A 16578-nucleotide genomic window follows, 5' to 3' on the forward strand; every position below is an offset into this window, starting at 1 on the left:
TGGAACGCCTATTACACGACCTTCGAGTGTGCGCCTGGTCTCGCCGGCTCAGGCGAGCCGGTTGAGGATGGTGACGAGATCGTCCTCGGTGTCGGTCCCGATCTTCTCGAAGACGACCTTCATCACCGGGTCGGCGACCTTGGCGATGCCGTGCATCTGGATATGCGCGTCGTAGGTGATCTCGCTGCCGCCCTCGTGGGGTTGGACGGTGATGGTGTCGGTCGCCGTGGCGGTGTCGTTCGTGCCCTCGAAGACGACGCGATCATCGGTCAGCTCCTTGAGCTCGTAGACGAGCTCGGTGGAGACACCGGCGATCTTCGAGGAGTTCTTCCACCGACTGCCCGGGGCGATGGGCCCGTCGTCGATGCGTTCGCACCACTCGGTGCCGGGATCCCACTCGGGAGCGTTCGAGAAGTCCTTGAGGTAGTCGATGACACGGTCGGGGCTGGGCTCGACGGTGAAGGTGCGGGAGACAGAGGTCATCTCCTCAGTCTGGGGCCAGTCGGCCGTCACCGCGCGGGGGCGCGGATCCGGCCGTACGGTCATGAGGAAGGCCCGACGAGGAGAGGCGACAGCATGAGTGAGAACGACGAGAGGACCGTCGACGAACTGCTCGACGGCCTGCCCATTTGCATGTTCACGACGATCACGGACGAAGGTTCGATGCGGAGCGTGCCGATGGCGCGCCAGGAGACCGACCTGGATCCGCAGCAGCTGTGGTTCATCACCGCTCGCGACACCGAGCACACCCAGGACGTGCGGGCTCGGCCGCACGTGTCCTTGTCCTTCAGCTCGTCCGACACCTGGGTGTCGCTGACGGGGCGTGCCGAGGTGGTCGACGATGTCGACAAGCTGCGCGAGCTGTGGACGACGTTCGCCGAGGCCTGGCTGCCCGAGGGGCCGGAGGGAGAGAACTCGACGCTGCTGCGGGTGACCGTCGATCGCGCGGAGTACTGGGACACGCCGGGCGGCAAGGTCGCTTCGGTCATCAGTCTCGTCAAGACCAAGCTCACCGGTGACACCTACGATGCCCGGCACGGTGTCGTCGAGCCGAACGACTGATCATGGCCCTCGACAGGTCGAATCTGGGACGGGTCTCGCGTCGCGCCGGGCTCACGGTGGCAGTCGTGCAGGGGGCGACGGCAGTGGCGGCGCTTCGCCGGGGACGCCGGGACTACGCCGACGCGGCGTGGGGGCCGGGCCTGGCGGCTGTGGCTGTCACCAGTGCACTCAGCGGCAACGGCAACCTGTGGCGCAGGTGGACGCTGGCGGCGGTCACGAGCGCCTGGGCGGCACGGTTGTCATCGCTGATGGTCGGTCGCCTGCGGGGAAGCGACGAGGAGGATCCTCGCTACACCGAATACCTCGAGGGTGACTCCACGCCGGCAGTGGTTGGCAAGGTCTTCGTCACGCAGGGCCTCGCGCAGTTGCTCGTCTCCGCGCCGCTTCAGGTGGCGGCGGCGAGCACGCTGCCGCGGTCGGCCCGCCGGCTGGCCTTCCCTCTGGGTGTCGCTGTGATGGTGGGTGGACTGGTGGTCGAGACGATCGCCGACCGGCAGAAGGACGCGTACAAGGCCCGCGACGACGAGGGCAAGCCCGAGGTGCTCGACACGGGACTGTGGGGGATCTCGCGCCATCCCAACTATCTCGGTGACTCGATCGTGTGGGACGGCGCCTGGCTGGCTGCCTCGGCCTCGGCGCCCGCCGGATGGACGTGGCCCGCGCCCGCGGCGATGTCGTACTTCCTGATGTACGCCACCGGCGCCAAGCGCACCGAGAAGCGCATGGAAGACCGTCCCGGCTACCGCGACTACCAGCGTCGCGTGCCGTTCTTCTTCCCGCTCCCGCGCAGCAGCTAGTCGAGCGCTCGCCGGATCTCCTTGAGGAGCGTGGGATAGGGGTCGGTGAGAGCTGGTCGGGCGGAGCGGATCTCCCCGTGGATCCGGCGCAGTGAGGGTCCGGCGAGGTAGTGACGACCGCGGCGTTCTCCATGTGGTTCGAGAAGTCCTCGTTCCGCGGCGCCGACGAGGTCGCGGGTCGCGGTGCGTTCGTCGAGTCCAGTCAGCTTGATGTAGGCCGGACGGGTGACGCGTAGGCCGATCATGGCATCGAAGAGGGCGGCGCCGACGCGCTCATCGAGGTGATGAGTGGCCAGGAGCTCATCGATGTGACGCCAGTGAGTCTCGGCTTCCTCGAACCGTCGGCGCATGGTCTGGGCTTGCATGTGGTGCGCGCGGAGGTTGAACTTCAGCCACAGGGTGGCGTCATTGTCGGGGCTCCACAGGCCGTGGCCGGTCGCGGCGAGGACATCGTAGTAGTCACGGGTGTTGTTTCCGAGCCATTCTTCGATGCTCGAGAAGGTGGGCTCGATGACCTGATCTCGGGCGAGCGCCATGGTCTGAAGCGCCCGAGCCATACGGCCGTTGCCGTCGCGGAAGGGATGGATCATCACGAGATTGAGATGCGCCATGGCCCCGCGCACGAGCGGGTCGGTCTCTTCCGATGAGCCGAGGGCGGCCGCCAGCTCGCCCATGAGTGCGGGAACACTCTCCGCTAGAGGACCTTCGTAGACATTGAGCTCACGTCGGTCGTCTCGTACGAAGATCTCCGACGTGCGATACCGGCCGGGTGCCTTCGACAGTTCATGCTCCAGGAGCATGAAGTGCATCGACCGCACGGTGGTCTCATCGATGACGAAACCTGGTTCGGTGGCCACGTTGAGCACATAGGTGAGAACGCGCCGATACCCGAGAATCTCGGCCCACGTCGCCTCGTCGGCGCTCATCGGGGGCTCGTCGTCGATCGCCGCCACCGCGTCCGCCTCGGAGACGGTGTATCCCTCGATGGTGTTCGACCCCTGGACGGCGCGCGCGGAGGCAGTGCGTCGAAGGAGGCCGCTCCATCTGCGAGGCGCGCGGAGTACGCCCGCCAGGGAGGCGCGGGTGCGATGGATCTCGGAGAGGACGGACTCGTCGTCGTGGTCGATGTCAGGAATCCGGTACAGGGCCATGTCTCTTTGTCCTTTATTAAAGGACAACTCTATCGTATACGTGTCCGTATGTCACTTAATAAGTGACATACGGACACGAGGGGCCAGGTACAGAGATCTACGCGGAGCTGAACGCCAAGCCGGCCTGAGGCTCGAGACGGTGCGTGCGTTCGCCGACCCGCGACCCGCGCTAAGAGCCCGAACGGGTGGGCGAGGTCATTCCCCGACGGGAGAGCAAAGACGCCAGATAGCCACCCTCGGCGTCGAGCAGGCCGGCGAGCAGACGAGACGGACGCCAGTCCTCGACACGTTCCTCGGCGGTGTACAGGGCGAGCCAGAGATCGAGGTCACGGAGCTGGTCGAGGACCGCGGCGCCGTGGATCAGCGCGCGACCATGAATCGGATCCATGTGACGAGCGGCGATCTCGACCGCGGCGTCGCCCGCTTCCGAGTCAGCGCGCCGGCCGTCGTCGGATACGCGGGCCTCGACCATGAGTCGGCACAGGTCGATCTCGACCGGACCGAGCACGGCGAACTCGACATCCAGCAGGGCGACGACCTCGCCGTCCCACAAAGCGTTCATCAGAGCGAGGTCGCCGTGGTTGACGGTCTGGTCGACCAGGGGCGCAACTCGGAAGTAGCCCTCGACGAGGTCGTGGAGTCGCGACCGCTGCCTGTCAGACAGTCCCAGCGCGATGTCGGCGCGTTCAGCCGCCGCCATGGCATCGTCGAGCGATGCCGGCACGAATCCCCCGTGCGAAGTGACGAGCGGCCGAAGAGACGAGCTCGCGTCGTGCACGATCTGGGTCCGAGTCCACAGCCCACGGATCGCCTGCCGCTGCTCCGCGGGCGTCAGCGCCGGCCATGCGTCGTGCAGGTTCTGGCCGCGCACCTCTTTGGTCACGATCCAGCCATGGCCCTCGGCAGTGCCCTCCCCTAGGATCTCGGGGTGCCCGACGCCTGGCGGCAGAGCGCGCACGAGCGCGACCTCGCGAGCCAGGTCGGCGGGTGCGTGTGCGATCCGCACGGCGATGCCGTCACCGACCCATGTCGCGTTCGAGTACCCGTTGGCCCGCCGCATCCGCGTGAGGTCGCCGCCATAGCTGGCCGCCACCTCGGCGGCCAGGCGCCGGACGAGGACGGCGTCGGACGGGTCGCGATGCCGATCGAGCGGATGGATATCCGCGCTCGGCCCCTGAGTCATGTGGGCATTCTCCCACTGCCGGCCGTGACCTCGAATCCACCGGGAGGCCAGGTCGTGGTGTGAGCCCGTCGCGGCTGCGGCGCGGCGCCGCCCAGCTCGTCGCGCGACGCGGAGCCAGGCGATCTATGGTGAAGTCAGGTCGAGCAGTGGCCATTCGATAGCGACATGGGGGATCGTGTGAGCTCGACAGATCGGCACGTCCATGGAGGTCCGCCGCCGGAGGATCCGCGCAAGCCGGATGACCCGACGGACCTGACCAAACCCTCGTGGTTCTACATCGTCCGCAAGACCGTGCGCGAGTTCACGAAGGACCAGTGCCTCGATCTCGCGGCCGCCCTCACGTACTACGCGACGCTGTCGCTGTTCCCGGCGCTGCTCGCGGTGGTCTCCCTGCTCGGTGTGGTCGGCCAGGCCGACCGGACGACCGACGCGGTGCTCGACGTGCTGGCCGATCTGCTGCCGAGCTCGACCGTCGACACACTGCGCGGGCCGATCGAGACCCTCGCCAATGCTCCGACCGCAGGCCTCGCGCTGATCACCGGTGTCCTCGGCGCCCTCTGGACGGCGTCGGGCTATGTCGGCGCTTTCGGCCGGGCCATGAACCGCATCTACGAGGTCGACGAAGGGCGACCGATCTGGAAGCTGCGGCCCTGGATGATCGTGATCACGGTGGTGATCGTGCTGCTCACCGGCATCGCGGGGCTCCTTCTCGCGTTGTCGGGGCCGGTGGCCAGCTCGGTGGGATCGGCGATCGGTCTCGGAAGCGGAGCGGTCACGGCCTGGAATATCGCCAAGTGGCCGGTCCTGCTCGCGATCGTCGTGGTGATCGTGGCGCTCCTGTATCACTCCACGCCGAATGTCCGGCAGCCGAAGTTCCGCTGGCTCAGCATCGGGGCGGTCCTGGCGATCATCGCCTGGATCATCGCTTCGGCGGGCTTCGCCCTCTATGTCCTGAACTTCTCGAACTACAACAGCACCTACGGCTCGCTCGGCGGCGTCATCGTCTTCCTGCTGTGGCTGTGGATCACCAATCTGGCGCTGCTGTTCGGGGCGGAGTTCGACGCCGAGGTGGAGCGCGGACGGGAGCTGCAGGCCGGGATCGCCGCCGAGGAGAGCATCCAACTGCCGCCGCGCGATACGCGGCAGATCGAGAAGGCCCAGAAGAAGGACGAGAAGGATCGCGTGCGCGGCCGTCGGCTGCGGCGGCAGGCGCAGCAGCGGACCGGCGCAGACGACCGGGCGCACACAGACGACCATGACGAATCCTCGACGACGAAGGAGCGATGAGCGATGAGCGACGAGAGACCACAGGAGATGTCGACCGGGGAGCTGGTCACCCGGTTGTCGGAGCAGACCTCTCGACTGGTGCGTGACGAGCTGCGGCTGGCGCAGGCCGAGATGTCACAGAAGGCCAGGCACGGCGGGATCGGCGCGGGCCTGTTCGGGGCAGGCGGTCTGCTGGCGCTGTTCGGACTGGGCACGTTGATCGCCGCGGCAGTGCTCGCGCTCGCCCTGGTCCTCCCGGCCTGGGCCGCGGCATTGATCGTCGCCGCGGTGCTCTTCGTCGCCGCCGGAGTGGCGGCCCTGGTCGGCAAGAAGGAGATCCAGCAGGCCACGCCGACGCCGGAGCGCACCGTCGAGACGGTCAAGGACGACATCGAGGAGATCAAGGAGGCGACGCACCATGACAAGTGAGCATCCCGAACCGGAGCAGGGCGCGAGCATGGACGATATCGAGGCCGATATCGAGCGCACGCGGGAGGATCTCGGCGAGACCGTCGACGCGTTGACCGACCGGTTGAACGTGAAGGCTCAGGCGAAGCGCAAGGCCGAGGAGGCCAAGGCGAAGGCCACATCGTTCGCCGAACATGCCAAGGACGCCGGGACGACGGACGACGGGAGTCCCGACCCCAAGGTGCTCGCGGGTGCGGGCGCGGTGGTGGCTCTGGTGGCCGTCGTGGTCGTGGTGCTGATCCGACGCCGTTCGCGCTGAGCGCACCGGCGAAGGTCCCACCAGTCAGATGGCGGGTGGGACCTTCGCGGGCGGTAGCGGGCGGCTCAGTCCGGGAAGACTCGCTTGGCCAGCGCCTGCACATCCCGGTCGAGGTGGTTGATCTGGGACTCGACTTTCGCGAAGCGAGCGTTCATCTCGCCGCGTAGACCGCCGATCTGGGCCTCCAGCTGCGCTTGCAGACTGTCGAAACGGGCGTTGAGGAGCCGCGCGAACATCGTTGACATCAGCGTGAGCATGCCGAACAGAGCGGCAGCGAAGACGCCGATCAGCGTCCACACCTGCGGTTCGTTCAACTCGATCACCTTCCCATCCTGGCATCTCCCCGACCACTCTTTCCAGAGATCCGAGGGATCCGCGGATGTTGTCCACAGGTAACCCGGCGGACAGCTTGCGGCGGCCCGTTGACGAAGAGTCCGTCGCGTCTGACCGTGTGATCCAGCAGTAGTCCAGCGCCGACCGATGCCTGGAGTCACTTGGTCGCGGTGGGTCTCGTAGACCTCGGCGTCGTTCACGCGGATGGTGCGGTACCGGGTCAGTCCGGTCGATCGATATCTAGTCGTCCTCTGCTGGACGGACGATAGTGGACCAGGCGGGGGAGCCGTCCTCGGCATACCAGGCCACCAGAGCGGTCCTCGCGTCGAAGCGGAGCACCGAGGTGACGCCCGATTCCGCGCTGGCGATGGCAGGGAGATCGGGCTCGGTCCGCACGCTCGACAGTTCGGCGTTGAAGGTCCCGTAGGCGGGATCGGGAACGGCCCCGCCCGTGCCCCCGAGCGGGGCCAGACCTGCGGTGGTGATGAGCACGCTTCCGCCCAGACGGTCGTCGGTCACGGGCACGGCATAGGGATAGCCGACGGTGAGCGCGTCGACGTTCTGATTCGTCGGTGCGTAGGGCGTGCGAACGGTGGGCGAGGTGGCTGAGTCGACCATGGCATCGGGGAGCTGGACGAGGGCCGCCCAGCGGCTGGTGACCTCGACATTCTCGGAAAGATCGTCCACATCCTCTGTACCGGGAGTGAGGCCTCGCACGCGCTGTTCGACCAGAGGCACGACGACACCGGTGCCCTCGTCGAACTCCACGCTCGTGGGGTCGCCCAGGGTGGTCATCCAGCCGCCCTTGTGAGGGGCGTCTTTCATGGCGACGGTCGCGATCTCGGCATCCCATGCGTCGCGGTAGAGCGGTGCGGCGAGCCGATCCGAGGTGTAGCCGATCCCGTCATCGCCGCGGATCTCGAAGCGGCTGTCGGAGGATCCGGCGAGGCGATCGTCGACGGTGACCTCGTCTCCGTCGAGCGTGGTGAGGGATCGGACGTCCTCACGTGTCAGGTAGATGTTGTTCTCCTCGGTTCCGTCGGCCTCGTCCAGGGGCAGCCTGATGACGACATTGTCGAGCGACCCGGAGCTGGCGGAGATCGCCGGAGAGGAGTTCGAGTCGCCCATGTTCACGAGGACGACGCGCACGATTCCGCGGGCGAGCTGCGGATCGTCCACCGACACCGCGAAGGCGACGAAATCGGTGACCTCGTTGACACCGTTGCGGCCCTCTCCGGCCCAGAGCAGTACGGGGGTCCTCTCGCTGTCCAGCTTCTCAGCGGCATCCTCGATGAGATCGGTGTCGTTCGCCAAGCTGCCCGTCGCGGTCCAGCCGGAGTAGTCGTCCACGAGCCGGGGAGTGTCCTCGTCTCCGAAGAGGACGCCTTCGCTGACGGCCCAGGCGATCAGCCCTCCGGTCAGCAGCACGGCGGTGACCCCGAGCACCGCCCACAGCCGCCAGTCGCGGTGGCCAGGCGGGTGGGTCTGCTGGTCGCTCATCGGTGTCTCCGTCATCTCGGGTCACTCCTCCGGGGCTCTGACGACGGCGGACCAGAGCGGTGCGCCTCCTTCGTCGTACCAGATCACCACGACAGGAGAGGCGTCGAAACCGAGGATCCGGGCGGGCGTCTCCCCGCTGGGGGCGGCCATGACCGGCAGGTCGGGCTCGGTGCGGGCACTGCCGACCGCAGGGGAGAGGGTGCCGGGACCATTCCCGGAGTCACGAGGATTCCGGGTAGTGACACCGGGGGTGATGACGAGGGCGCGTGAGCCGAGCCGTTTCTCGTCGACTGCAACCGCGTAGGGATATCCGTCGGCGAGGTCGTCGGGGTGCTGGGTGTCGGCCGCCGCGGGAGCGCGGATGGTGGCCGAGGTGGCGGAGTCGACCATCGCATCGGGGAGTTGGATGAAGGCCGACCAGCGGATCGCATTGCCGTCGCCGTCGCCGTCGGCGAGTTTGCCCAGATGCTGTTCGGCGATGGGCGCGACGACGCCGGTTCCCTCCGCGAACTCGACATCGGAGGGCTGGCCGATGGCCGTGACCCAGGGCCCGTCGAATTCGAGCTTGCCGAAGATCTCGGCTGCGACCTCGCGGTCCCACAGGTCGGCGGGGAGCGGCGTGTCGAGTTTGGGGTCGGTGTAGAACACGCCGGAGTCGGTCTTCAGCTCGAGCCCGTCTCCACCTCCACCGCCGATGAAGCGGTCCTCGATCGTCAGCTCCTCATCGCTGTCGCTGTCGAGGGGAGCGACCGAGGTGACATCCTCGCGCGCCAGCCAGGTCCCCGAATGGTCGTCCCCCTCGACCTCGTCCAGGGGGAGCGCGATGACGAGATTGTCGAGGGGCGCGAGCCCGGACGTGATGTAGGGGGAGTCGATGTCGTCGCCGATGCCGACGAGATAGAGCCGGGCCAGCCGATGGGACGTGTCCGGGGAGTTCACGGGGACGGCGAAGGCGGCGTACTCACTGATGTCGAGCGTCCCCATGGTTCCTGTGCCGGCCCAGAGCAGGATCGGAGTGGTGTCGGTGTCCAGCTCGGCCGCGGCCTCCTCGATGAAGTCGGCATCGTCGATGAGGCTGCCGGTGGCCGGCCAGTCGGCATCGGTGTACTCCACGTCTGTGACCCGGCCGTCGCTGTCGCCGTCGGCGCTGTCGGAGCCATCGTCTCCGCTCAAGGCTGCGACGACGGCGATGGCGGCGAGTAACGCGACGACTGCACCGATGATCACCCAGAGCCGCCAGTCCCGGAGGCGGGTAGATCCCACCGATTCGTCGCTCATCTACGCCCCCATCGTCCGGTTGTGATGCTCCTATCTCATCATCTTTGTGCCGGCTGCACTCGGTCATCGCTGGCGATGGATGCGCTAGGACGGCAGGAGCAGTGATTCGACCGGCCCGATGCCCTGCGCGCTGAGACGGTCCGCGCAACTGCGGACGAGTTCGAGGTGGTGCGGTACGACGGCCGAAGTGAAGCGGGAGGTCGGACCGCTCAACGACAGCGCCGCGGCGACCTGCCCTGCCCGGATGATGGGCGCCGCGACCGCCGATGCTCCGGACTCTCGTTCGCCGTGGGAGATCGCATAGCCGGTCTCGCGAGCGGTCGCGATTCGACGCCCCAGTGTCTCGTCGCTGGCGAACTCGTGCTCCACATGGGACGTCCAATCGCTGAGTCCGGCGAGCAGGACGAGTCCGCTTGCGCCCTGGTGGATGGGCAATGGCGCACCCAGCGGAACGACGCTTCGCACGGTCCAGTGGCCCTCGGCTTGACCGATGGACACGCGGAAGCGCGATTGCCGGACGTAGACATTGGCGGATTCTCCGGTGTCGTCGCGTAATCCCTCGAGGACACCGTGGGCCTCGTCCGATAGCCGCCAGGAGTTCTGTACGACATCGAGCCAACGCAGGGCTCCGGCCCCGATCTGATAGACGCCCTCGCCGACCTGCGCGACGAGTGACTCGGATTCGAGGGTGCTCAAGAGCCGCAACACCGTGGTTCGGGGCAGCCCGGTCAGCGTCGCTAGTTCACGGATATGCCGACGTGGGTGGATCTCGGTGAACTGACCGAGGAGCGCCGCGGCGCGGGTGACGCTGCGGACCTCGCTATGAGCAGGTCCCGTGCTGTCTGTAGAGCGGTCATCGTCAACCATTTCAGCGCTTCTCCTTGGCGGCCTGCAGCGAGATCGCGCCCTATTTTACTGGATTCCAAGGAGAAGGCGATGATCCGCGCTGTCTACCTAGTGGACAATATTGACTGCTAGGTGGATAGCCTCTATCTTGGTGTGGGCCAAGACACAGTGAGCAAGGAGAGATTGTGGACCAGCCGGCAGAAGCGCAGGCCGTGAGTGTTCGCGGTGCGGGGAAACGATTCGGCCACGTCGCGGCGCTCGACGATGTGTCGCTCGACGTCGCACCCGGCGAGGTTGTCGCCGTCGTGGGGCCGAGCGGGTCGGGCAAGTCGACGCTCTGCCGCTCGATCAACGGGCTCGAGCGCATCGACACCGGAACGGTCCTGATCCATGGGCAGCCCCTCGCATCCCCGGGCCCGCGGCTCCAGGCGATGCGACGGGAGGTCGGGATGGTGTTTCAGCAGTTCAACCTCTTCCAGCACCTCACGGTGATGCAGAACCTCACGCTCGCGCCGGTCAGGTCGCGTCAGCTCTCGGCCGGGGACGCGCAGGATCGGGCTGCCGCCCTGTTGGCGCGCGTGGGCGTCGAGGCTCAGCAGTCGAAGTACCCCGCTCAGTTGTCTGGCGGCCAGCAGCAACGCGTGGCCATCGCCCGAGCGCTGATGATGTCGCCGAAGATCATGCTCTTCGACGAGCCGACCTCGGCGCTCGACCCGGAGATGGTCAACGAGGTGCTCGAGGTGATGCGTGACCTCGCCGAGCAGGGGATGACGATGATGGTCGTCACCCACGAGATGGGCTTCGCCCGCTCCGCGGCCGATTCGGTCGTGTTCATGGACAGCGGGCGTGTGGTGGAGCACGCCGCGCCGTCCGACTTCTTCGATAACCCGCAGACCACCCGCGCCCGGGACTTCCTGGGCAAGGTTCTGCACCACTGAACCCGCAGATCAGAAGGAAACGATGATGAAGAACACCACGTGTACCGCGCTGCTCACAGGCCTCACCGGTCTCGGTCTTCTGACGATGAGCGCCTGCGGATCGAGTGAGGGTGGGGATGATCCGGAGGTCGCGGAGGTCTCGGCTTCCAGCTTCGCCGACGGGTCCACGATGCAACGACTCGCCGAGCAGGGCTCGATCAGGATCGGCACGAAGCTCGACCTCTCGCCGATCGGCAGCAAGAACCTGCAGGGCGATGTCGAGGGTTTCGATATCGAGATCGGCAAGATGGTCGCTGCCGAGCTCGGCATCTCCTCGGACGATATCGAGTGGGTCGAGACGGTTTCGGCGAACAGGGAGCCCTATCTACAGCAGAAGAAGGTCGATCTGGTGATCGCCTACTACGCGATCACGCCGGAACGAGAGGAAGTCGTCACCTTCGCGGGGCCGTACCTCGACGGCGGGTTGGACATCCTCGTCCTCGAGGGGAACCCGGAGGGCATCACGGGGCCCGAGGCGGCAGGCGGCAAGAAGATCTGCGGGCAGAGCGGCAGCACGGGACCGGCCGCTCTCCGGGCCGATTACCCCGATGTCCAGCTGGTGGAGTTCGACACGATGAGCAAGTGCGTCGACGCGTTGAAGCAGGGCTCGGTCGACGGCGTGATCCAGGCCAATCACGTGCTGGTGGGTGCAATGGAGAAAGAGGAGGGTGAGTTCGAGCTTGCCGGCACTCTCTTCGACCCCACCGACTTCGGCATCGGGATCACGAAGGGCGACATCGAGTTCTGCGATTTCGTCGAGGGTGTTCTGCGGGACGCCGAGGAGGACGGCAGCTACGCCGAGGCTTGGGAGGACACCGTCGGCAGAGCGATGGACGAGTCCGATGCGCCGGCGCTGCCCGAGCAGAGGCCGTGCGCGTGACCTCCGCCCACCGAGGAGGCGGCGATGCTGTCTGAGTTCGCCGATGCGGTACCCGGGCTGCTTCATGGCCTGCGGTACACGCTGATGCTGGTGGGGGCAGCCAGTGGTGGGGCGCTGCTGATCGGGGCTGCATTGGGTCTAGCCCGCGTCTCGCCGTATCCGAGCTTGAAGGTCCCCGCGGCGACCTACGTCAACGTCGTGCGGAACATCCCCGCCGTGGTGATGTTCTTCTTCAGCGTCTTCATCCTGCCGCAGCTCGGGATCCGGATGTCCTTCTACTGGCTGGCCGTCATCGCGCTGTCGACCTACTTCGCGGTCTTCGTCTCCGATGCGATCCTCTCGGGCTTCAATGCGGTCCCGGTCGGGCAGCTGGAGGCGGCGCGAGCTCTCGGCCTGTCTGACGGGGAGACGATGTCGCGCGTCGTCCTGCCCCAGGCCGTTCGGTCCGTGATCCCGCCGCTCACCGTGGTGCTCATCCAGCTCGTGAAGGTCTCTGCCATCGCTGGCGCCTTCGGCGTACCCGAGATCTTCATGGAGCTCGGCAACGAGATCCACGCCCACCCATCGATCGTGCTGGTGCTGCTGGCGGCCGCGTGTCTCCTCTATCTCGTCATCACCATTCCGATGGGCCGTCTAGCCCTCGTCCTTGAGAAGCGTGTGAGGTTGGTGCGCTGATGAACCATCTATACGAAGCTCCCTTGAGTGCCCGGCAGCGCCGGGTGGACAGGATGCTGTGGTTGCTCCTCGCCGTGGGCATCGTCGCCACCGTTGTGGCGCTCGGATCCAGGGATTTCTGGGATCCCGAGCGGTGGCGGATCCTGCTCGATACCGACCTGCTGCGGCTGCTCGGTGAAGGTGCGATCAAGACTATCTGGGTCGGTATCGTCAGCCTCGCCATCAGCGTCGTCCTGGCAGTGGCGCTAGGCCGCTGGGGCATGTCGCGCCACCGTCCGCTGCGTGCGGCGGTTGCCATCTATGTCGAGCTCTTCCGCGGCCTGCCGCTGCTCCTGCTGATCTTCTTCCTCTACCTCGGCCTGCCGCGGCTCGGACTGGAGATCTCGACCTTCTGGGCTTTGACGGTGGGCATCTCGCTGTTCACATCGGCGAACCTCGCCGAGATCCTGCGCGGGGGCATCGATGCCCTCGGGCGCGGGCAGCGCGAGGCAGCCGAGTCCTTGGGCATGTCGGAGCGGGACAGCTTCTTCCGCGTTCTGCTGCCGCAGGCGACCCGGATGATGCTGCCGAGCGCGATCGCGCAGCTGGTGATCTTGGTGAAGGAGACCTCGTTGGGCTTCGTCATCGGGTACACCGAGCTGCTCCGCAATGGCCGCTCTGCCGTGGAGTTCCTCGGCAGCGCGTATGCACCGGCGATCTATGTCGCCGTCGCCCTGTTCTATCTCGCCATCAACGTCTCGCTGACGCTGTTGGCTCGCCGGCTCGCGCGGCGACCGCGGGTGAAGCCGCCGGCCGCGGAGGCCGAGTTGACGAGCGGTGTCGACAGCGGCGGTGTCCGTGTCTGAGGGAAAGGGCGACGAGACGACCATCAGCAGGACGGGGGATGAGGGAATGACGGAACCATCGGGTGGACTCCTGGACGGGGTGCGGGTGCTGGACCTCACGAATGTGCTGGCCGGTCCCTTCGCCGCCTACCAACTGGCCATGTTCGGGGCGGATGTCGTCAAGGTGGAGGTTCCACAGACCGGCGACCTCGCGCGACGGCTGGGGGCGGACGGCGAACTGAATCGCCGACTGCTCGGCGGTTCGTTCCTCGCCCAGAACGGTGCCAAGCGTTCGCTCACCGTGAATCTCAAGGAACCGCGCGGCCGTGAGGTCCTGCTACGGGCGGTGGAGTCCGCGGACATCCTCGTCGAGAACTTCCGGCCTGGCGTACTCGACCGGCTTGGTCTCGGTTGGGACGTGTTGCGGGAGGCCAATCCCCGCCTGGTGTACTGCTCGATCTCGGGCTTCGGGGCTGATGGCCCGTTCCGGGAGCGACCGGCCTATGACCAGATCGTGCAGGGCCTCTCCGGGATGATGAGCGTGACGGGCACCGAGGCGACCGGCCCCCTCCGGGCGGGCTTCCCGGTCGCCGACACCTTGGGCGGCATGTCGGCGGCCTTCGCGATGGCATCAGCGCTGCATCGGCGCGATGTCACCGGCGAGGGCGCACGCCTCGACGTGTCGATGCTGGAGGCCGCGTTGACCGCGATGGGATGGGTCGTCTCGAATGCGCTCATCGCCGGGGAGGATCCGACGCGGATGGGCAATGACAATTTCACGGCGGCCCCGTCGGGCACCTTCCGCACGGGCGACGGCGATATCAACATCGCGGCCAACGAGGATCGGCAGTTCGAGGCACTGTGTCGGGTGTTGGACTGCGAGCATCTGGTCGACGACCCTTCGTTCGCCGAGCGGGGTGCCCGGAAGGTGCATCGAGCGGAGCTGACGGCCGAGCTGGAGAAGCGACTGGCCGGCAAGAGCGCGGCGGAATGGGAGCGCGAGCTCGGCGCGGCCGGTGTACCGGCCGGCAGGGTTCTGACAGTGCCCGAGGCCTTGAGCCAGAAGCAGATCGAGCATCGCGGTTTCGTGCACGACCTGCCGTTTCCCGGTGGGCTCTCCCGCGATCTCCGCGTCCTCGGCAGTCCGACACAGGTGGATGGAGCGCCTGTGGGGCCGGGGGCCGCGCCTCCCGCGCTCGGTGAGCACACCGACGAGGTGCTCACCGAGCTGGGATACGACCAGAGCACGATCCAGGAGCTTCACGAGGAGGGCGCCGTATGAGCACGCCATCGACAGACGACGAGGCCGCGGAGTACTGGAGCACCTCGATCAGCCGGATCCGCCCGGGCGAGATCGCGCTGCGCGGCTATCCGATCGAGCAGTTGATCGGCCGGGTCTCGTTCGCGAGCACCATTTGGATGATGGTGCGCGGGGATCTGCCGACGCCGGGTCAGGCGGATCTCCTCGAGGCCGCGCTCGTCGCGGCGGTCGACCATGGCCCCCAGGCGCCGTCCATCGCCTCCGCGCGTATGGCTGTCACCTGCGGGGTGGGGCTCAACAACGCGGTCGCGACCGGCGTCAATCTCTTGGGCGACGTGCACGGTGGCGCCGGACAGCAGTGTATGACGTTCCTCGCGGAAGTACTTGAGCGTGCCGCCGACACCGATGTGGATGCTGCGGCGCGTGCCCTGGTCGATGAGTACCGAGAGCACGGTCGGCACATTCCCGGTTTCGGTCATCGCTTCCACCCCAGGGATCCTCGCCGCGACGTGCTCGTGGGACTGGTCGAGGAGGCGCGCGACCAGGGTGTCGTCTCAGGACAGGCATTGGCGGCCGGTCTGGCGGTCGAGGCGGTGTTGGCTGAGGGCCGGTCCCGCCCCGTGCCGATGAATATTGATGGCGCGACCGCGATCGTGTACAGCGAGCTGGGTTTCGCGGCCGAGATGGGGCGGGGCCTGTTCGTGCTGTCGCGGGGGGTCGGCATCCTCGCCCACGCATGGGAAGAGCGTCAGGCGGGGGTCCGGATCAAGGGCCCGGTGCCGCGTTCGGTGCTCCCGCGCTACACCGGACCGGAGCTGCGTGACGTGCCCGCGGGTGATGAACGGTGACGACGCGACCGACCTATGCGGAGCTGTGCGGTCGTGAGGACGCCCCTCCGGGCTCGTCGTGGGGTGTGTTCGGCGAGGACGATCAGCTCGGGACTCTCGGCATCGCTGGGGCGGAGCACGCGGTGGCGGCTTCCGCGTGCGTGGTGTCGGGTGAGGTCTTCGGCCTGGACTATCCGTTGGAGGCTTTCGATCCCCCGATCGCGTCGACTCGATCCACGCTGCGGCATCGGATCTTCAGCCGGCACGTGGATCATCGCGATGACGTGGTCGAGATGTTCTTCCCGCAGGCCTCCAGCCAGTGGGATGGGCTGCGTCATCGTCGTCACCATCGTCATGGCTTCTACAATCGGACGCCCGATGAAGCGGTGACCGAGCACAGCGCCACGCTGGGCGTGAGCCGGTGGGCCGACCGCGGCATCGTGTCGCGGGGGTTGGTGCTCGATGTGGCCCGCGGAAGTGGCGACATCGACCATGAGGGCGGTGAAGCTCTCGGAGTGGAGCACTTGCGCGTTGCGGTCGAGAGCCAGGGGGTCGTACCCGTTGAGGGCGATGTCCTGCTGTTGCACACCGGCTGGGCGCACTGGTACCTGGGGCTGTCGGAGAAGCAGCGTGCCGAGGTGCGAGGCCGGCGGCGGTTCACGGGCCTCGCCCAGGACCGCGAGGTGCTCGCGTGGCTGTGGGATAGCGGATTCGCTGCCGTCGCCACCGATACCTATGCGGTGGAAGTGCTTCCTCCCCGGGCGGATTCGGTCTTCGGCTGTGAGACCGACGAGGGCATGATGCATCAGGAGCTCATCGCGATGCTGGGGATGGCGCTCGGCGAGTTGTGGCGGCTCGACGCCCTGGCGGCCGCGTGCGCGCGCGACCGCCGGTACACGTGTCTACTGGCCTCGAAGCCGCTGCACCTGCGCGGGGGCGTGGGATCCCCCGCGAATGCGATGGCGATTCGGTGATCGCGGTCTTGTCACGA

19 protein-coding genes are annotated in these 16578 nt (G+C 67.1%); 12 read left to right on the plus strand and 7 right to left on the minus strand.

Annotated elements, in window-relative coordinates; genetic code table 11:
- Nucleotides 1-48 precede the first annotated feature (48 nt).
- On the minus strand, nucleotides 49-483 hold the full coding sequence (locus JL108_RS08010) for an SRPBCC family protein (RefSeq protein WP_205197793.1): 435 nt from the start codon (nucleotides 481-483) through the stop codon (nucleotides 49-51).
- Nucleotides 484-576: 93 nt separating this feature from the next.
- Between JL108_RS08010 and JL108_RS08015 the strand changes: the two genes are divergently transcribed.
- Both JL108_RS08015 and JL108_RS08020 read left to right on the plus strand, forming a co-directional pair.
- Complete coding sequence (locus JL108_RS08015; protein WP_205197794.1) at nucleotides 577-1062, plus strand: pyridoxamine 5'-phosphate oxidase family protein; 486 nt, start codon at nucleotides 577-579, stop codon at nucleotides 1060-1062.
- A gap of 2 nt (nucleotides 1063-1064) precedes the next feature.
- A complete protein-coding gene (locus tag JL108_RS08020) occupies nucleotides 1065-1859 on the plus strand; it encodes a DUF1295 domain-containing protein (protein ID WP_205197795.1) in 795 nt (264 codons plus the stop codon).
- Here JL108_RS08020 and JL108_RS08025 read toward each other — a convergent pair.
- Together JL108_RS08025 and JL108_RS08030 are read right to left on the minus strand one after the other, a co-directional pair.
- Nucleotides 1856-3010: a Fic family protein gene (locus tag JL108_RS08025; RefSeq protein WP_205197796.1), complete on the minus strand. Its 1155-nt coding sequence runs from the start codon at nucleotides 3008-3010 to the stop codon at nucleotides 1856-1858. The genes JL108_RS08020 and JL108_RS08025 overlap by 4 nt on opposite strands.
- Before the next feature lie 169 nt (nucleotides 3011-3179).
- On the minus strand, nucleotides 3180-4193 hold the full coding sequence (locus JL108_RS08030; RefSeq protein WP_205197797.1) for a phosphotransferase family protein: 1014 nt from the start codon (nucleotides 4191-4193) through the stop codon (nucleotides 3180-3182).
- A 177-nt stretch (nucleotides 4194-4370) separates the two neighbouring features.
- On the opposite strand from JL108_RS08030, the gene JL108_RS08035 reads away from it, so the two are divergent.
- Genes JL108_RS08035 through JL108_RS08045 form a run of 3 tightly spaced genes read left to right on the plus strand, consistent with a single transcriptional unit; the run spans nucleotide 4371 to nucleotide 6186 of the window.
- Nucleotides 4371-5480, plus strand: coding sequence for a YihY/virulence factor BrkB family protein (locus tag JL108_RS08035; RefSeq protein WP_307837219.1), 1110 nt, complete (start codon nucleotides 4371-4373; stop codon nucleotides 5478-5480).
- A gap of 3 nt (nucleotides 5481-5483) precedes the next feature.
- Complete coding sequence (locus JL108_RS08040; RefSeq protein ID WP_205197799.1) at nucleotides 5484-5888, plus strand: phage holin family protein; 405 nt, start codon at nucleotides 5484-5486, stop codon at nucleotides 5886-5888.
- Nucleotides 5878-6186, plus strand: coding sequence for a DUF3618 domain-containing protein (locus JL108_RS08045; protein ID WP_205197800.1), 309 nt, complete (start codon nucleotides 5878-5880; stop codon nucleotides 6184-6186). The genes JL108_RS08040 and JL108_RS08045 overlap by 11 nt, the downstream gene beginning before the upstream one ends.
- Nucleotides 6187-6251: 65 nt before the next feature.
- Here JL108_RS08045 and JL108_RS08050 read toward each other — a convergent pair whose 3' ends face one another.
- The 4 genes from JL108_RS08050 to JL108_RS08065 form a co-directional block, all read right to left on the minus strand.
- Complete coding sequence (locus JL108_RS08050) at nucleotides 6252-6509, minus strand: hypothetical protein (RefSeq protein WP_205197801.1); 258 nt, start codon at nucleotides 6507-6509, stop codon at nucleotides 6252-6254.
- 250 nt (nucleotides 6510-6759) lie between these two features.
- Nucleotides 6760-8019 (minus strand): hypothetical protein, encoded by a 1260-nt coding sequence (locus tag JL108_RS08055; protein WP_205197802.1) that lies wholly within the window; start codon nucleotides 8017-8019, stop codon nucleotides 6760-6762.
- Nucleotides 8020-8040: 21 nt separating this feature from the next.
- A complete protein-coding gene (locus JL108_RS08060; RefSeq protein ID WP_205197803.1) occupies nucleotides 8041-9297 on the minus strand; it encodes a hypothetical protein in 1257 nt (418 codons plus the stop codon).
- 84 nt (nucleotides 9298-9381) lie between these two features.
- Entirely contained in the window at nucleotides 9382-10164 is a 783-nt protein-coding gene (locus JL108_RS08065; protein ID WP_205197804.1) for an IclR family transcriptional regulator, read from the minus strand.
- A gap of 164 nt (nucleotides 10165-10328) precedes the next feature.
- Between JL108_RS08065 and JL108_RS08070 the strand changes: the two genes are divergently transcribed.
- Genes JL108_RS08070 through JL108_RS08100 form a run of 7 tightly spaced genes read left to right on the plus strand, consistent with a single transcriptional unit; the run spans nucleotide 10329 to nucleotide 16561 of the window.
- Nucleotides 10329-11081 carry an amino acid ABC transporter ATP-binding protein gene (locus tag JL108_RS08070; protein WP_307837220.1) on the plus strand — a complete coding sequence of 251 codons (753 nt, stop codon included), beginning with the start codon at nucleotides 10329-10331 and terminating at the stop codon, nucleotides 11079-11081.
- 22 nt (nucleotides 11082-11103) lie between these two features.
- Complete coding sequence (locus JL108_RS08075) at nucleotides 11104-12000, plus strand: glutamate ABC transporter substrate-binding protein (protein WP_205197805.1); 897 nt, start codon at nucleotides 11104-11106, stop codon at nucleotides 11998-12000.
- A gap of 24 nt (nucleotides 12001-12024) precedes the next feature.
- Nucleotides 12025-12675, plus strand: a complete 651-nt coding sequence (locus tag JL108_RS08080) for an amino acid ABC transporter permease (RefSeq protein WP_205197806.1) — start codon at nucleotides 12025-12027, stop codon at nucleotides 12673-12675.
- Nucleotides 12676-12698: 23 nt separating this feature from the next.
- Nucleotides 12699-13520 (plus strand): amino acid ABC transporter permease, encoded by an 822-nt coding sequence (locus JL108_RS08085; RefSeq protein ID WP_205197807.1) that lies wholly within the window; start codon nucleotides 12699-12701, stop codon nucleotides 13518-13520.
- Between the two features lie 46 nt (nucleotides 13521-13566).
- Nucleotides 13567-14781 carry a CaiB/BaiF CoA-transferase family protein gene (locus tag JL108_RS08090; protein WP_205197808.1) on the plus strand — a complete coding sequence of 405 codons (1215 nt, stop codon included), beginning with the start codon at nucleotides 13567-13569 and terminating at the stop codon, nucleotides 14779-14781.
- Nucleotides 14778-15608 (plus strand): citryl-CoA lyase, encoded by an 831-nt coding sequence (locus JL108_RS08095; RefSeq protein WP_205197809.1) that lies wholly within the window; start codon nucleotides 14778-14780, stop codon nucleotides 15606-15608. Before JL108_RS08090 ends, JL108_RS08095 begins: the two co-directional genes overlap by 4 nt.
- A complete protein-coding gene (locus tag JL108_RS08100; RefSeq protein WP_205197810.1) occupies nucleotides 15605-16561 on the plus strand; it encodes a cyclase family protein in 957 nt (318 codons plus the stop codon). Before JL108_RS08095 ends, JL108_RS08100 begins: the two co-directional genes overlap by 4 nt.
- Nucleotides 16562-16578 lie beyond the last annotated feature (17 nt).

Origin of the sequence: Aeromicrobium sp. YIM 150415, assembly GCF_016918125.1 — a bacterium.
GTDB classification, from domain to species: domain Bacteria; phylum Actinomycetota; class Actinomycetes; order Propionibacteriales; family Nocardioidaceae; genus Aeromicrobium; species Aeromicrobium piscarium.

Bases quoted from the DNA above. Each gene is read 5' to 3' on its own strand.
- JL108_RS08010 (WP_205197793.1), bottom strand. From the start codon at position 483: ATGACCTCTGTCTCCCGCACCTTCACCGTCGAGCCCAGCCCCGACCGT.
- JL108_RS08015 (WP_205197794.1), top strand. From the start codon at position 577: ATGAGTGAGAACGACGAGAGGACCGTCGACGAACTGCTCGACGGCCTG.
- JL108_RS08020 (WP_205197795.1), top strand. From the start codon at position 1,065: ATGGCCCTCGACAGGTCGAATCTGGGACGGGTCTCGCGTCGCGCCGGG.
- JL108_RS08025 (WP_205197796.1), bottom strand. From the start codon at position 3,010: ATGGCCCTGTACCGGATTCCTGACATCGACCACGACGACGAGTCCGTC.
- JL108_RS08030 (WP_205197797.1), bottom strand. From the start codon at position 4,193: ATGACTCAGGGGCCGAGCGCGGATATCCATCCGCTCGATCGGCATCGC.
- JL108_RS08040 (WP_205197799.1), top strand. From the start codon at position 5,484: ATGAGCGACGAGAGACCACAGGAGATGTCGACCGGGGAGCTGGTCACC.
- JL108_RS08045 (WP_205197800.1), top strand. From the start codon at position 5,878: ATGACAAGTGAGCATCCCGAACCGGAGCAGGGCGCGAGCATGGACGAT.
- JL108_RS08055 (WP_205197802.1), bottom strand. From the start codon at position 8,019: ATGAGCGACCAGCAGACCCACCCGCCTGGCCACCGCGACTGGCGGCTG.
- JL108_RS08060 (WP_205197803.1), bottom strand. From the start codon at position 9,297: ATGAGCGACGAATCGGTGGGATCTACCCGCCTCCGGGACTGGCGGCTC.
- JL108_RS08065 (WP_205197804.1), bottom strand. From the start codon at position 10,164: ATGGTTGACGATGACCGCTCTACAGACAGCACGGGACCTGCTCATAGC.
- JL108_RS08075 (WP_205197805.1), top strand. From the start codon at position 11,104: ATGATGAAGAACACCACGTGTACCGCGCTGCTCACAGGCCTCACCGGT.
- JL108_RS08080 (WP_205197806.1), top strand. From the start codon at position 12,025: ATGCTGTCTGAGTTCGCCGATGCGGTACCCGGGCTGCTTCATGGCCTG.
- JL108_RS08090 (WP_205197808.1), top strand. From the start codon at position 13,567: ATGACGGAACCATCGGGTGGACTCCTGGACGGGGTGCGGGTGCTGGAC.
- JL108_RS08095 (WP_205197809.1), top strand. From the start codon at position 14,778: ATGAGCACGCCATCGACAGACGACGAGGCCGCGGAGTACTGGAGCACC.